Source organism: Dyella silvatica (assembly GCF_026283955.1).
Classification (GTDB): Bacteria; Pseudomonadota; Gammaproteobacteria; order Xanthomonadales; family Rhodanobacteraceae; genus Dyella_C; species Dyella_C silvatica.
The window spans coordinates 1-14,766 of sequence record NZ_JAPDPE010000056.1; the positions used below are offsets into that span (position 1 = coordinate 1).

Here is a 14,766-nt window from a genome sequence, read left to right on the forward strand (position 1 = left end):
CTGGCATCGGCATGCGTCGCCCAGGCATCGGCCAGGGCATCCAGGCGCGTATCGATATCGCCCAACTCGGCCGCAGCCACCAAACCCAGGTGACGTTCGGGCAAGGCCAGCGATGGATCGCGCGGCAAGGCGCCCAGCCAGTGCAGATCCGCCGGCAAGCTGTCGGCGAGCAATTGCGCGTGGTAGGCGCTGCCAATGCGATTGGCCGCCACACCGTGCACCTGCAAGCCTTCGCGATAACGCGCCAGCCCGGTCGCCAGCGCACCAAAGGTTTGCGCCATGGCCGAGCCATCGATCACCGCCAGCACCGGCAGGCCCAGCCGCTGGGCCAGGTCGGCGCTCGACAGGCTGCCGTCGAACAAACCCATGACGCCTTCGACCAGGATCAAATCGGCCTCAGCAGCGGCGGCGTAAAGACGCGCCCGCACATCGGCCTCGCCAGCCATCCACAGATCCAGTTGGTAGACCGGATGCCGGCTGGCCCGCTGCAAGACCATCGGGTCGAGAAAATCCGGCCCGGTCTTGAACACCCGTACACGCCGCCCTTGCCGGCTATGCCAGCGCGCCAAGGCCGCGGTCACGCTGGTCTTGCCCTGCCCCGAGGCCGGCGCGGAAACCAGCAAGGCGGGACAGTGGTGCATCACAACTCGATGCCCTTCTGTGCCTTGATACCGGCCTCGAACGCATGCTTGACCACGCGCATCTCGGTCACCGTGTCGGCGACTTCAATCAAGCCATCCGGGGCGCCACGGCCGGTAATCACCACATGCTGATTCGGCGGCCGTGTCGCCAGCGCGGCCAGCACCTGCTCCAGCCGCACATACTGTTTGACCAGGGCGATATTCAACTCATCGAGCAACACAAAGTCGTAAGCCGGGTCCGCCAGCATGCGCGCGGCGATATCCCAGGCAGCCTGCGCCGCGGCGATGTCGCGCGCCTTGTCCTGGGTTTCCCAGGTAAAGCCTTCGCCCATCACGTGGTAGTCCAGATCCTCGTCGAAGCGGCGGAAAAAAGCCTCTTCACCGGTCGAGAAACTGCCCTTGATGAATTGCACCACGCCACAGTGAAAACCATGGCCCAGCGAACGCGCCAGCATGCCGAAGCCGGATGAACTCTTGCCTTTGCCATTGCCGGTATTGACCACCAGCACGCCACGCTCGATCGTCGCACGGGCGATCTTGCGGTCGACCAGCTCCTTCTTGCGCTGCATGCGCTCGCGGTGGCGCTCCTCGGCAGTCATCTCTTCGCGCTTGCGCTCGTCACTCATCACTCGATCCTGCTTCAGCTATTAGGGGTTTACAGCTAGTGGCTCAACCTGCCGGCGCCATCAGGCGCCGGACGGGCGCCCCGCCAGCCGCGATGAAGTCGCCCAGGCGAACAACCCGTGCCCGGCCAGGGCCACCGCGATATAGCTCAGCGTGGTGCGCACAAACAACGGCCCCCACTGCCATAACCGCGCGACATACTCGCTGAAATGCGGCGCGGCGTAACGACCGCCGAACCAGTAGAACGCGCCGTTGGAAATCGCAAACGACAAGCTGGCCGCCAACAAGGCCACCCCAAACGCACCGATCAGCGAGCCGGCGCTGCCCTGCAAATAAGCCGCGTACTGCCGGCCGCCGTACCACAGCACCGCATAAGCCGGCAGCAAAAAGCTATAGGCCACGGTAACGCAGAAATCGCTGACGCCGGCATAGCTGATCGAAACCCAATCCAGCACCACCGCCAGCGCCATGAACAGCCCAAACAACGCATGCCGCCGCAAGTACAGGCCGCCAAGAAAGAACACCGCCATCGACGCGTCTGGCAAATGCAGCACATCGCCAAAGTGCTTGAAGCGGGTAGCAAGCATCACTACCAGCAATGCAACAAACACGGTGACGGCACTGGAACGGGACAATGGTTTCATCGCATGGATCTCATGAGGGTGTGACTTGTACGGCCTGACGTTGCACATGCTGGCGCAGGCGGCTTAACGCCGCTTACTGGCCAGGCTGATAACGCACGGTCAACATGTAATTACGCCCCATCTGGTTGAAATAGGCCGCGGTTTCGTAGTGCTTGTTGAACACGTTGTTGGCGCTCAACTGTAGCCGCCAATCCTTCTGGAACGCATAGGTCATGCGCAAATCGGTAAGCGCATAGCCGCCCAGGCGATAGCTGTTGTCGAGATTGTCGTAACGATGACCGGCCACATACACGCTGCCGCCAAAGCTCAGGTCACCGATATGCCGATCGGCATCGATACGGGCGCTTTCTTTCGCCCGGCGCGGCAAGACATTGTTGTGATACAGGCCGCTGGTGTCGTTAAGCGGATCCAGCCAGGTGGCCGTACCACTCAAGCTCCAGTCGGCAATCGTCGTATTCGCCGTGGCCTCGACACCGCGAATAAGCGCGCGGTCGATATTGTTGGCCGAGCCATACGGATACAACGGCAGATTCGGCCTGTCGTCATAGGCGATCAAATCCTTGATCTTGGTCTGGAACGCATTGAGCGACCAGCCACCCCAGCTGTGCGTGCCGCGCAGGCCCAATTCGAAACTACGCGAGGTTTCCGGACGCAGCGTCGGCTTGCCGTAGAACGGGTAGTAAAGTTCGTTGAAGGTCGGCGCCTTGAAAGCGGTGCCGTAGCTGGCGGTCAGGCGCAGTTCCTGCGTGAAGTCCCAACCCCACAGCAAGCTGCCGGTGTTCTTGCCGCCAAACTGGCTGTTGTCGTCGCGGCGCACACTGGCCTGCAACGACTGGCTGCCGAACGTCTGCTGCCATTGCGCGAACAAACCACGGGTCACCCGGTGATCGACCGGGTAGATGGTATTGCTCTGCACCTTGTCGCGCTGCACATCAAAGCCAAGGCTGTACAGGCCGCCACCGGCGCTGATATCGGCCTGCAACGAGCCCATGTTACGGCGGGTGTTGAAGGTGCTGGCGTAGACGTTGTTGAGATAGCTGTCGTTGAGATCGATGCTTTGCCCGAGGCTCAAGGTCAGCGTAACTGCCTTGATCGGCTTGTAATGCACGCGGGTGCCGGCCACTTGCGATACGACGTCGGAGCTATTGCTGGTGGTGCCGTCGTATTTGTTGTGTCCCTCGGCGCGGAAAATGCGCGCATCGGCATCCCATTCGTCGCTGAAACGATAGCCGCCTTGCAGTGACAGCGAATTATTGCGGTAGCCATCGCGATCCGGCTCATAGGTGAAGCAACCGGCACCATTCGGAAATGGCTTGCCACGGCAGGCGTTGATGCCCTGGGTCTGGTCGTGCGATGCCTCCAGCGAGTACCAGCCCTGCCCCGAGCGACCAGCCAGGCCGGCCGAGCCGTGCAAGCTGTCGTAGCTGCCCACGCCAAAGCTGAAGTTAGGTACGAAAGACCCAGCCGGACGACGGGTAAAGATCTGGATCACACCACCGATAGCCTCCGAGCCATAAAGGCTGGAGAACGGCCCGCGCACGATTTCAATGCGCTCGATCTGCTCCACCGGAATGTCCTGGATGGACGGCAGGCCGAGGGTGGCCGAACCAATCTTGACGCCATCGACCAGCACCAGCACATGGTCCGATTCGGTGCCGCGCAGGAACATGGTCGTGGCCTTGCCGATGCCGCCGTTATTGGCAATCGACATGCCCGGCGTGCCGCGCAGCAAATCCTGCACCGACTGCGGCTGCAAACGCTCGATATCCGCGCGGTCGATCACCGTGATAGCGGCCAGCGTGCTCGCCTGCGTCTGATCGGTACGCGTCGCGGTCACGACGACACTATTGAGGTCGCTGGTACTGTCCGGTGCCCCGCTATCGGCGGCAAAGGCAGGGGTGAACACGGACAACAACGCCACCGCCAACACGGATCGGCGGACCAACAAAACTTGAGAATGCACAGCAACGCTCCTGGGCCGCGCCTACCCGCGCGGTATCGTGGTATTGGGACACACGGAAGAAAGCGTGGCGCCGACGTGCAATACGCGACCCCATGACATTGCCCGCCGCATGTCTGGTTATGCCTATAAGGCCGGTCTCCGGGCTTGCGAGCGAAGGCACCCAGGCCTTCCGAATCAGCGCCTTCCCACGCTTACGCGCAGTGGCTTTGTACCGATCCTGTGCTCGCCTACCGTTGCGGGGGCAGCTCCGGACTGGGTGTGCCATGACCTGGCACGACCGCACCGGATTCCCGTTTCAACCGCCGATACAGCATCGGCGGTCACCTCAGGCTGGGCGGATATTAGCAGTTTGGCGCCCTCTCGTTGACGGCCCCGCCTGGTTTCAATAGCTTGGCCGTGGGGAAAGATCAGGTGATCACATGTAGCACGCTTTGTTCCGGCCATCGGAATCGGGGAGAGACTTGATGAGCAAACGACTCAAGCGCCGCAAGGCGCCTGTCCGGTGCATGTTCCTGACCGGATCCTGCCTGCTGTTCGCTGCCGGCAGCGGCCTGGCCCAGACCGCACCCGGCGAGCAGCCGCCGCCATCGACCAGCAACGCCAAGCAATTGCAGTCGGTGGTGGTCACCGGCACCCGTGCCAGCAACCGCACCGTGGCCGAATCGCTGTCGCCGATCGATGTGCTCAGCGCCGCCGACCTGCAAAGCAGCGGCAATACTGATCTGGCCAGTGCACTAGGGCGCCTGCTGCCCTCGCTGGATTTTCCGCGGCCCGCCATCAACGACGGCAACGACGCGCTGCGCCCAGCCACTCTGCGCGGGCTGTCGCCCGACCAGGTCTTGGTACTGGTCGATGGCAAGCGTTATCACACCAGCTCCCTGGTCAACTACAACCCCTCGGTAGGCCGCGGCTCGGCACCGGTGGATCTGAACTCGATCCCGCTCGCCGCCATCGACCATATCGAAGTGCTGCGCGACGGCGCGGCCGCGCAGTACGGCTCCGACGCCATCGCCGGAGTCATCAATATCGTGCTCAAACATGGCGGCAAAGGCGGCCAAATCACCGCTTCGGGCGGTGTCATGGACAAGGGCGACGGCGCCCAGAACGGTGTCGAGGCCTCGCTTGGCGTGCCGCTGGGCAAGGATGGCTCGCTGGGCTGGTGGCGTATCGCGCTCAACTACCAAAGCGCGATGAAAACCAACCGTGCCGAATACGGCCTGCAAGACCCGGCCAGCAATGGCGGCGTGGAATACCAGCGCTACGGCGACCCCGGCGTCAAGACTTATCAGGCGCTGACCAATTTCGATTTCGTGCTGGCCTCCAACGTGGATCTTTACGGCTACATCAACATGAGCCGCCGCCACGTCGACTCCAACGGCTACTACCGCACCGCCGGTTCAAATCGCAACGTGCCGGCAATTTATCCAGACGGCTATTTGCCACATATCGTCAACGACACCAACGATATGTCTGCCGTACTCGGCATCAAAGGCATTACCGACGGCGGCTGGCATTGGGATGTGTCGGGCAATTACGGCATCAACCGGCTCAATTTCAATGTGCGCAACAGCCTCAACGTCGCCCTCTACAATACGCTCGGCTATACGCCTACCGAGTTTCATGTCGGCAGATTCCGTACCACCCAAAGCGTGTTCAACCTGGATGTCAGCAAAGAAGTGGAAGGCTGGCTGCCCAACCCGCTGAATATTGCGTTTGGCGCGGAATACCGGCGCGATGGCTACGACATTTATCCGGGCGACCCCAGCTCTTATTACGGCGATCCCGCCGGTGCATTTCCAACCGGCTCGCAGGTCTATCCCGGCCTGACACCGCAGGTCAGCGGCGACTTCAGCCGCCATAGCAAGGCCGCCTATCTCGACCTCGAAACCGACCTGAGCAGCAAGCTATCGGTGGGCGTGGCCGGACGTTACGAGAACTACAGCGATGCGGGCTCCACGCGCTCCGGCAAGCTGTCTGCGCGTTATCAGTTCACCGATACATTTGCGCTGCGCGCCACCGCATCCAATGGTTTCCGCGCGCCGTCGCTGGCACAGCAAAACTATGAGTCGGTGGTATCGATCATTCAAAACCAGCAATTGGTACAGGTCGGTACCTATCGCACCTCGTCGCCCGAAGCCATGGCGCTGGGCTCCAAGCAGCTGACCCCGGAGAAGTCGAGCAACTACAGCATCGGTGCGGTATGGCAACCGACCAACGACTTCAGCGCCGTGCTTGATCTGTACCAGATCCGCATCTGGCATCAGATTCTCTACTCCGACCAGATCGACCTGATCGACAACCCGGCCCTGCTGGCCTACTTCAACTCGGTCGTGCCCAATACCCAGGTCAGCGCGGCGCAATACTTTGCCAATGCCGCCACCACCCGCACTCGCGGCGCCGACCTGGTCGGCAATTACCGAATGGATCTGGGCGATTACGGCGGCCTGCGCCTGAATATCGGCGCCAACTACAACCACACCAAGGTACTCAGCGTTATCGCACCGCCATCGCAGCTGACCGACCATGTGCCGGGCATCCAGCTGTTTGGCCGCTCCAGCCAGGGCATTCTCACTTCGGCCACCCCGCGCACCAAATACATGCTCGGTGGCGATTGGCTGTACCAGGGCTTTGACCTGCACGCCAACCTCACTCGTTACGGCGCCATCGAACGCCTGGGCGACACGCCGGCTGGCGACCAGAGCTTCTCGGCCCGCTGGCTGCTGGACATGTCACTCAACTACAAACTACAAAATTGGTCATTTACGGTGGGCGGTGACAACATCACCAACCAGTATCCGACTCGCGTCACGCCCAACAATGCCTACGACTACTACAACGGCGAGATTCCTTATTCGCCGCTGTCACCGTTCGGCTTCAATGGACGCTACTGGTACGCCAAGGTGACCTATCGCTGGTAAGCCATCAACAAACAGCCCGGCCTTGCGCCGGGTTGTTTGCATGGCCGGATAGCCTATTTAAACCAGGCTTGGCCGCTGCAAATCGCATCGATGCCGCGAGGGCGCGGCAGCGAGCTTTTGCACCAGCTCATGGCGAGCGGCCGCGCCGCCCTGGCGTAGGTGCTCAAGCTCCGCCGCCGTCAGCAGCGTGATCGATACCATCCGCACCGCTGACAACGGCATGTCGTCGATGATGGCCGGAAAATCCGGATCAGGCGCGCCCAGCAGAATGCCCAGGCTATCGTCCGCCGTCGCGAAGCGTGCCGGCAGCTGCGCCGCCAGCGCGTGCGATTGGCTAAAGCCTGGAAGCTCTACCGATAGCGAATCGTAGCGCTCAAGCCTTGCGGTGATACCGCCCGCTTCCGCCACCATCTCGCCGACATGATGAAGCAGTTCAAAGGCCCAGCTTTCCTTGATCCGGCCGACGTCGCCCTTGTCGCCGGCAAACGATGCCGGTATATCGGCGGTCTCCAGGAATAGCTCCATCTCAAAACCATTGCCCATGCCTGCAACACCGTCGAACGGATCTGACATGCCATCGGTGGCGAGAATGATCGATGAGCCACGACGAATCACCCGGTAGGCCTGACGCGTGGTCGGCCAAGAAGGCCCACCGGTGAAACTCGGGCTGATCAGGTGGGCCAACAGATCCGGCTCGACCGCACCGATCGAGGCCCAATAGCGGTCAAGCCGCTGATGCGACATCTGGGCGGCGGAGGCGGCGGTGCCGGTCGAAGGCTGCTCGCTTGGCGTCGATGTACCGGCACCGAATAACTTCTTTAATGTATCGAACGGCCCCATGTCCTCTCCTTGATGTGATGTCTAACGCAAGCCAGTGCGTCGCGTGCGATCGGTCTTGTATCTATCGGCGATGGGAAAACCTGATGCTTCCCTACGATGCGGTTAGCCAAACCGCTCGACCATGAAGTCGATGAAATTACGCAGCTTGGCGGTGGGCCTGCGATCCGCATGGTGCACGATAAACAGCGGCCGCGAGGGCAGTTCGTAGTCCGCCAGAATTCTGACCAGGCGGCCAGAAGCCACTTCGTCCGCGAGCAGCAGCTCCGGCTGCATGATGATGCCCAGCCCAGCCATCGCGGCCGTCTTGAGTGCCTGTCCATGGTTGACGATCAGTTGTCCGTCGACGCGCACGTCATGCATGGGGTGCCCGCGCGCGCCAGGTATTCGGGCGAAGCACATAGCCACATGTGATAGGGCTTGAGCGGTCGCGCCATAAGCTCCGAATCGACCAGCGGGCCAATCCGTATCGACGCGTCATAACCTTCTTCCACCAAATCCACCGGCCGTTCGTAGTGACGGTCGGCAAGTGTCAGGTCGATCTTGACGTCGGGATAACGGCGCAAATAATCCGCTACGGCGACGGCCAACTGCTGGCTGCCGAACGACACCGGCGCATGAATCTTTAAAAGCCCCCGGGGTGATGTGCGTATGTCTTCGGCGCAGGCATCGGCATCGCGCAAGTCATCCAGTAGTTGTTTGGCCCGTTCGTAGTAAAGACGCCCTAGCTCGGTCAACGATTGTTGCCGGGTGGTGCGGCTCAGCACTTTCGCCCCCAGCCGCTGCTCGATCTCGCGGATGTGCTTGCCGACCATGGTCGCCGACATGCCGCATTCGGTCGCCGCATCGGTAAAGCTGCCTTTGTCCACCACGCAGACAAAAACCGACAGACTCTTAAAACGATCAAGCATTGCGCACCCACCGTTGCGAGTTCCCGAACTGGACACGAGTTTATCCGCGCCCCTCGCGTAAACATACTTATCGACAGCAGCGGCCGGCCACATGTTGACGAAGCACCTGACGCGTGTATGAAGCATCACGCTCAGCTGCCCACGGCTGCGCGGATCTCGTCACGCCGTAGACAACATCGTCGCAGAGGCGCTTAGCCAAAGCCCGGATGAGTCTTGGCCACCCCACAGGAGCCACCATGTTTCTCATCAACTCCAGCTACATCACCGAGCTGTCTCAGGTCGAGCCACACCGCAAAGCCCACGGTGAATGGGTAGCCAAATACATCGAGGAAGGTACGTTTCTGTTTGCCGGACCCAAGCGCAGCAAACAGGGCGGCATCATTGTGGCGAAACGTATCGAGAAAGCCCGGCTGCTGCAGATATTGTCCGAAGACTCGTATGTAAGCGCCGATGTCGTCGAAAACCAGATCGTCGATTTCGATGCAGTCTTCACGCGCCCCGAGCTGGTACTGCTGGCGTCGCTCTAAGCCAAGCTACCTTACGCGCCGTAGTTAATCCGAAAGGGCTTTTTGTATTCTGGCTTTGCGCTCGATACGCTCGGGCGTCTCGTTGGCCATAGCCTTTCGTGCGCGCTGGACCGCGGCCATATCGTAGGAGCAGCCGAGAAGGTAGGCATCGCTATCCTCGCTCGACATCGCATGCACGGTCTTGTCGCCGTCCTTCTTCACATAATCAAGCCCACCCGCTTCGTCCAGCGCCTTGCTCAGTTGTAGCCGCTGGGCTACTTGGCGAATATCGGCCTTGGGATTATTGCTGACACTGCGCAGATAGAAGCTGGCACGGTCGATCATCAGCACGACATCCGAGTGCAAACCTTCCATCGAGATGGAAGGTTCGATAGTCCATGCCGTTCCGCCCCAGGGTGCAAACTTCTCGGCCGTCGAGAAGTCCAGCGCCTGTCGGTCAACCAGCTCGTTGAAACGCGCAACCTCCTGCATCGACGCCTGACAGCGCACCAGACGTTCGATCGATACATGCTGATCGTTGGTATCCGCCGCCCATGTCGCAAACGATGCACAAACCACGGCAAGGCATGCCAGCTTGGGTAAATGCGCTTTCATACGAGCCTGCCCTTACTTGAATACGCAATCGGTCAGTGGGATATAGGCCGAACCCGAAGCAAAGCCAACCACGCAGACCGCCTGGAAAGCCGAACCCACGGCCAGCGCCTTCATTTTGGCGCCCTCTTTTTCGTCAGCCGGGGTGATCCGGGCGAGTTCGTCGTCGGACTGCGCCGAGCCTGCCGACATCAAGGCATCGCCAGTGAGGCTTTCGGATTGGTTGAGTACCACGCCTGAAACAAGAATCTCTTGCTCATATTCAGGCATATCCGAGGTGGAGGAACCTTTATCAGTAAAACTCTTGTAGAGCGTGGATAAGTCCATCGCCTTGGGCTTTGCGATGCCGGCGGCTACGCTTGCGCTAGCACTGAACAGTAGTAACGCAACGAACACGATGCCTTTCATAAATCTCCTTGAGTGTGTCTGCCTATAACCTGCCATCTGGCAAGGGCGTGGTTTTTCTTGTCGCCATGCTCACCCTGCATGCCGATCGTTTGCATCGACTTAGGCATGACGATTAAAACACCCCCGACATCGCGTGGGTCGGCATGCACAGGTGTGGCGGATCATTGCATAGGGCCTGCGCAGCTTCCAGCCAGTCCGTCACAGGCCGATGGTGGCAGGAAAATGCAACGCGGAATCATCAAGCGTACTGCTATCGGCGTATGCGCCGTGAAGGTGCTCGCCGCAACAAGCCCATCGTGCGTATCCACGCGCTAGAGTGTCGTGGTCACTTCAGCTTATTGCCGGCGTCTTGTGCGATGCGCACATCGTGGTTTTTCAGATTGCCCCGGGCTGTCGGCATTTTATCGTCTTTTCGACACCTTGAGGAGTCTGCTTTTTTTTCGCAAATCCCGCTAAAACGCAGCCTTGCCCATAAGCTCCGGAGTCCCACGATGGCCCAGAAAGCGTCGAATCCACTACCTGAGTTCAAGAGCGAGGAAAGCCGGGCGCGATACATGGCCGCCTATAACGCCGCGCTTGCCGACTGGCCCGTTCCCTACCAAGCGTTCGATATTTCTACGCGGCTGGGCTCGACCCATGTCATCGCCAGCGGCTCGCCAGAAGCGCCGCCGCTGGTGCTGCTGCACAGTTTTGCGGCAAGCGCCATGGCCTGGCGCCTGAATATCGCCGGCCTCAGCGCTCACTTCCGGACCTTTGCGGTCGATGTCATCGGTCAGCCGGGCAAAAGCTTGGCGCTCCAGCGCCCGCGCAATCGGCAGCAACTCGCCGATTGGATGGCCCAAGTGCTCGACGGCCTGGGTGTCCAGCGCAGCTCGATCGTCGGCTGCTCCTACGGAGGCTTTTTAGCCCTGAATCAAGCATCGCTGACGCCGGAACGCGTCGATCGGATCGTGCTGATCAGCCCGGTAGGCGGCTTTGCTTCTCAGTACTGGAAGCTGACCTATCTGCTGCGGGTCAAACAACCCGTACTCAAGCTCGTGCACCGTTTCATCGGCAGCCGGCGCAGGCCCAAGCCGGCTGATTCGCAACAAAAGCAAGCCGCGTCATGGATCCCTCCCCTGGATGCCAAGTGGGGCGCCCTGATGGCGATGACGATGTTCGAGCGGCCCAAGATCAGCGTTACCAAGGCGCCAGCGTTTAGCGGTGCGGAGCTGCGGGCGATTCGCGCGCCAACGCTATTACTCATCGGAGAGCAAGAGCGGCTCTACCAGCCGCAGGCCGCCCTCAAGCAGGCCCAAGCACGGATGCCGGGACTACACGTCGCCCTGGTGCCAAATGCCGACCACATCGCCGCCATGGCGCAACCCGACGCTGTCAACCAGCGGATCATCCAGTTTTTGCAGTAGCGGCGGTGGCTAGCAACATGAACGTAGTGGATGACGGTCAAGCGCTTTGCGCCCGGCGCCTATGACGGATCGCACTGCCCACCCGGACGCACAAAAGCGTGGCGAATGCGATGGCCAGCACTTGGAACACGATGGAAGGATGCACCCCGGTCAGCGGCCAGAACGCCATCCCAAGCATCATCAAGCCGAAAAGAGACCCGGCAAAGAGCGCCAGCCACTTTGCCACCCGTGTTGAAAAAGCCACGGCAATCAAGGGGGCCCCTATCAACACACAGCAGGCAGAGAAGAAATAGCTCGTCAGTCGACCGCTATCCGGCGATATGACCGCTCGAGTGAGTATGCCGATCGTACCGACACCCATCACGAACAGTAAGGCGCCCAAAAGGAATGAGATTGCCCTGGCAAACGTGCACAGCATTCTTGGCACCTAAGGCTTGATAAACCCCGCACCCGGGAGATAGCGATGGATGCTCAAGCTTCGCTGACAAACCGTCAACCCGTCCCGATCCGATATCCATGTTGAATCAGGACGGATAGCTGGCGCCGATATTTCCATCTCAGCGGCGAAAAGAACCGCTCTGCCCATCCCCTCAAAGCCGCTGCTCAAAACTTGAAATCAAGCCGTGCGTAGTAATAGCCGCCATTCACGCCAAACGGCAGGGTCTCCCAACCGTAGACAAAACCCAATTGCGGAAAGGGTGCGCCCTTCTTCGGATCCCATTTGTCCGGGTAGGTGTCGAATACATTGTCCGCACCTACCGTCAGCTTGATGCGGTCTGAGAAGCGGTAACCCATCGCGATGTCTGCCAGCCACTTGCCGTGCCAGGTTTGTATGATCCCCGGCGTAAACCCCTGTCCGCTGACCGGACCGAAGTAATTGCCTCGCAGGGTGAAGTCCCACGGCCCGGTGCGATATACGCCTTGCAGTACATCGTGTACGCGCGGCTGGCCTTGCTCGATCAGCGTCACCTGGGTGTCGTCAAACAATTTATCCGGCGGCAAGATGGCCGATGGCGACTTGCGTTTGGTGACCTCGGTTTTGTTGTAGTTGAGCAGCGCGGTGAGATCGAGCGTGGCGTTATTGGCGAAGTGAAAACCTTTCTCGACGACGACGTCGACACCTTGCGTCTTGGTATTGATCGCATTGGTGAAGAACAACACCTGCCCTACCCCGAACGGCGCCAGAATCGCGCGAATCGGGCAATTGGCATTGTTGCTGGCACAGGGGTTGCCGTCGCTACCGACGTTTTCCGGCACGATATTGCTGGAGAAAATAATCCGGTTCTTGATGTCGATACGAAACAAATCCACGGTCAGCGTGAAGTCGTTACCAGGCTTGTAGACCACGCCCAAGGTGCCGCTGCGCGAGGTTTCCTGTTTCAACGGCGGAATGCCAAAGGCATGCGTCACCGGGCTGTCTTGTCGCGCGGTCAGCGTGTCCGTCAGCTTGCCGCTGGGGTCGAGATTGGTTGACCGCTGGCTGTAGAACAGTTGCTGCACACCCGGTGCGCGAAAGCCGGTGGCCAACGTACCGCGCACGGCGAACTCGTCGGTGGCGTCGAAGCGTGCCGACAGTTTGCCGGTGGTCGTGCTGCCAAAGTCGGAGTAGTGCTCATAGCGAACGGCGGCGCCCAGCAGCAGCCGCTGAGTCATCTGCGACTCCGCATCGAGGTAAAGCGCGATATTGCTGCGGCCTTTGTTGACCGCCTCGGTCGGTGAAAAGCCAGGAAAGCCCTGAATACCCGGCTGCGCGATGTCACCGGTCTGGCCGACGATCGGAATGCCACGGTCATTGCTGCGGCCGTAGGTGTACGACACCGGGTCGCCCGGCAAGATTTGATAGCTGTCGCGCCGCCACTCAAAGCCGGTAGCGAAATTCAACGCATCCTGGCCGACACCCCAATCGATCGGGCCGCGCAGATCAAAGTTGAAGGTGGTTTCGTTCAGTCGCAGCGTGCCGGTGTTCGCCGACGTCGGCGAGTCCGCATAAATGCCGGCAGCCGGGTTGGATGGATCGCGCGGTTCGTACCACCAGCTCACATTCGCCGATTGGCGCTCGTTGAACGCGAACTGGCTGCGACCGTGGTTAAGTGAAATATCGTAGTCCCACTGGCCGCCCAGCGGCCCACGATAACCCACGGCAAGTGAGGCATCCTTGACGTTGGTGGAAATGTTCGGCAAGAAGCCATTCGGATACAACGCTGGGATCGTGCGGTTGTCACCGGCGGAGCGGAAGAAGCCAAAAGAGTTGCCCTTGCGCTGTGAAATACCACCAAACCAGTACAACTCGCCTTGGGCGATCGGCAGTCCACCGTTGAGCCAGAAATAGGCATCCTTGGTATCGGCATCACCCAGCCGCTGGGTGACCCGAGGCGGGTTCGCCCGCAACGAGTCGACGCCTGCACGGTTGGTCGGGTCGCGATGCCGATACTCCGCGCTCAGATCGAGGTAGCCATCTTTACCGATACGCAAACCGGTGTTGATGTCACCCTGCCGGGTGAAGCCGTCACCTTGATAAGTCTTGCCGCCATTCAACGACACGTTGGTCTCGCCGACCTGTTTCTTCAGCACGATATTGATCACGCCGGAGATCGCGTCCGAGCCATACTGTGCGGCGGCACCGTCGCGCAGTACTTCGATACGCTCGATCGCCGAGATCGGGATCGCATTGATATCGGTGCCGGCGGAACCACGACCGATGGTTTGCTGCACATTGACCAGGGCCTGCTGATGCCGACGCTTGCCATTGACCAGCACCAGCACTTGGTCCGGTCCCAGCCCGCGCAAGGTCGCCGGACGGATGGTGTCGGTACCGTCGCTGACAAAGGTACGCGAGAAATTGAAGCTGGGCTCGAGCATCTGCAGCGCCTGGCCCACTTCGACCACACCGGCATTTTCCAGCTGCTCGCGACCGATTACATCGACCGGCGCAGCCGTCTCTGCCGCCGTACGATCCTTGGCGCGCGAACCAATCACTTGCACGCCCTCGAGCGTCTTGGCTTTTTGCTGGTCCAGCGGCGCTGCCGCCTGCTGAGCGCAGACCGGCAAGGCGAGAAGAAGTAACCCCAGGCTCGCCGTCCCCAACGACAAGCATGACCAACCACGCCCTTGCGGACGCGCCAAATAGCAATCTGACATTAGCCTCTCCCATTCAACCGCTCGACAACGGCGCCATCGGACAACCGCACGATTCGCCACCTCCGCCGTCTCCCCACGCCGGATGCGGTCATCTCAGCACGAGCTATGTCAACGACTTGTAAGTAGGAGCAGCAGCACTGCACAAAACGGGCTAAAGA

Annotated in this window: 14 protein-coding genes and 1 riboswitch; of the genes, 3 read left to right on the forward strand and 11 right to left on the reverse strand. The window is 60.4% G+C overall.

Features of this window, described 5'->3' with window-relative positions; translation table 11 throughout:
• From OUZ52_RS12310 to btuB, 4 genes are all read right to left on the reverse strand, one after another.
• A partial coding sequence (locus OUZ52_RS12310; protein ID WP_266158692.1) for a nucleotide-binding protein occupies window positions 1–641 on the reverse strand: 641 nt, incomplete at its 3' end.
• A complete protein-coding gene (gene cobO, locus OUZ52_RS12315; RefSeq protein WP_266158713.1) occupies window positions 641–1,240 on the reverse strand; it encodes a cob(I)yrinic acid a,c-diamide adenosyltransferase in 600 nt (199 codons plus the stop codon). The genes OUZ52_RS12310 and cobO, both read right to left, overlap by 1 nt.
• Before the next feature lie 87 nt (window positions 1,241–1,327).
• A complete protein-coding gene (locus OUZ52_RS12320) occupies window positions 1,328–1,909 on the reverse strand; it encodes a hypothetical protein (protein WP_266158693.1) in 582 nt (193 codons plus the stop codon).
• Window positions 1,910–1,982: 73 nt separating this feature from the next.
• Complete coding sequence (btuB, locus tag OUZ52_RS12325) at window positions 1,983–3,872, reverse strand: TonB-dependent vitamin B12 receptor (protein WP_425493839.1); 1,890 nt, start codon at window positions 3,870–3,872, stop codon at window positions 1,983–1,985.
• 112 nt (window positions 3,873–3,984) lie between these two features.
• Window positions 3,985–4,215: riboswitch (cobalamin riboswitch) on the reverse strand.
• Between the two features lie 163 nt (window positions 4,216–4,378).
• Here btuB and OUZ52_RS12330 point away from each other — a divergent pair.
• Window positions 4,379–6,790, forward strand: a complete 2,412-nt coding sequence (locus OUZ52_RS12330) for a TonB-dependent receptor plug domain-containing protein (protein ID WP_266158694.1) — start codon at window positions 4,379–4,381, stop codon at window positions 6,788–6,790.
• A gap of 57 nt (window positions 6,791–6,847) precedes the next feature.
• Here OUZ52_RS12330 and OUZ52_RS12335 read toward each other — a convergent pair whose 3' ends face one another.
• The 3 genes from OUZ52_RS12335 to OUZ52_RS12340 form a co-directional block, all read right to left on the reverse strand.
• Complete coding sequence (locus OUZ52_RS12335) at window positions 6,848–7,630, reverse strand: suppressor of fused domain protein (protein WP_266158695.1); 783 nt, start codon at window positions 7,628–7,630, stop codon at window positions 6,848–6,850.
• A 102-nt stretch (window positions 7,631–7,732) separates the two neighbouring features.
• Window positions 7,733–7,990, reverse strand: coding sequence for a LysR substrate-binding domain-containing protein (locus OUZ52_RS22870; RefSeq protein WP_323135343.1), 258 nt, complete (start codon window positions 7,988–7,990; stop codon window positions 7,733–7,735).
• Window positions 7,960–8,538: a LysR family transcriptional regulator gene (locus OUZ52_RS12340; protein ID WP_323135344.1), complete on the reverse strand. Its 579-nt coding sequence runs from the start codon at window positions 8,536–8,538 to the stop codon at window positions 7,960–7,962. The genes OUZ52_RS22870 and OUZ52_RS12340 overlap by 31 nt, the downstream gene beginning before the upstream one ends.
• Window positions 8,539–8,774: 236 nt before the next feature.
• Here OUZ52_RS12340 and OUZ52_RS12345 point away from each other — a divergent pair, with 236 nt between their 5' ends.
• Entirely contained in the window at window positions 8,775–9,065 is a 291-nt protein-coding gene (locus OUZ52_RS12345; RefSeq protein ID WP_266158696.1) for a YciI family protein, read from the forward strand.
• 24 nt (window positions 9,066–9,089) lie between these two features.
• On the opposite strand, the gene OUZ52_RS12350 is transcribed toward OUZ52_RS12345, so the two are convergent.
• Entirely contained in the window at window positions 9,090–9,536 is a 447-nt protein-coding gene (locus OUZ52_RS12350; RefSeq protein WP_266158697.1) for a hypothetical protein, read from the reverse strand.
• A gap of 135 nt (window positions 9,537–9,671) precedes the next feature.
• A complete protein-coding gene (locus tag OUZ52_RS12355; RefSeq protein WP_266158698.1) occupies window positions 9,672–10,064 on the reverse strand; it encodes a hypothetical protein in 393 nt (130 codons plus the stop codon).
• Window positions 10,065–10,420: 356 nt separating this feature from the next.
• On the opposite strand from OUZ52_RS12355, the gene OUZ52_RS12360 reads away from it, so the two are divergent.
• Complete coding sequence (locus OUZ52_RS12360; protein WP_266158699.1) at window positions 10,421–11,470, forward strand: alpha/beta fold hydrolase; 1,050 nt, start codon at window positions 10,421–10,423, stop codon at window positions 11,468–11,470.
• Window positions 11,471–11,507: 37 nt separating this feature from the next.
• Here OUZ52_RS12360 and OUZ52_RS12365 read toward each other — a convergent pair whose 3' ends face one another.
• Window positions 11,508–11,888, reverse strand: coding sequence for a hypothetical protein (locus OUZ52_RS12365; RefSeq protein WP_266158700.1), 381 nt, complete (start codon window positions 11,886–11,888; stop codon window positions 11,508–11,510).
• A gap of 185 nt (window positions 11,889–12,073) precedes the next feature.
• Window positions 12,074–14,608, reverse strand: coding sequence for a TonB-dependent receptor plug domain-containing protein (locus tag OUZ52_RS12370; RefSeq protein ID WP_266158701.1), 2,535 nt, complete (start codon window positions 14,606–14,608; stop codon window positions 12,074–12,076).
• Window positions 14,609–14,766: the final 158 nt, after the last annotated feature.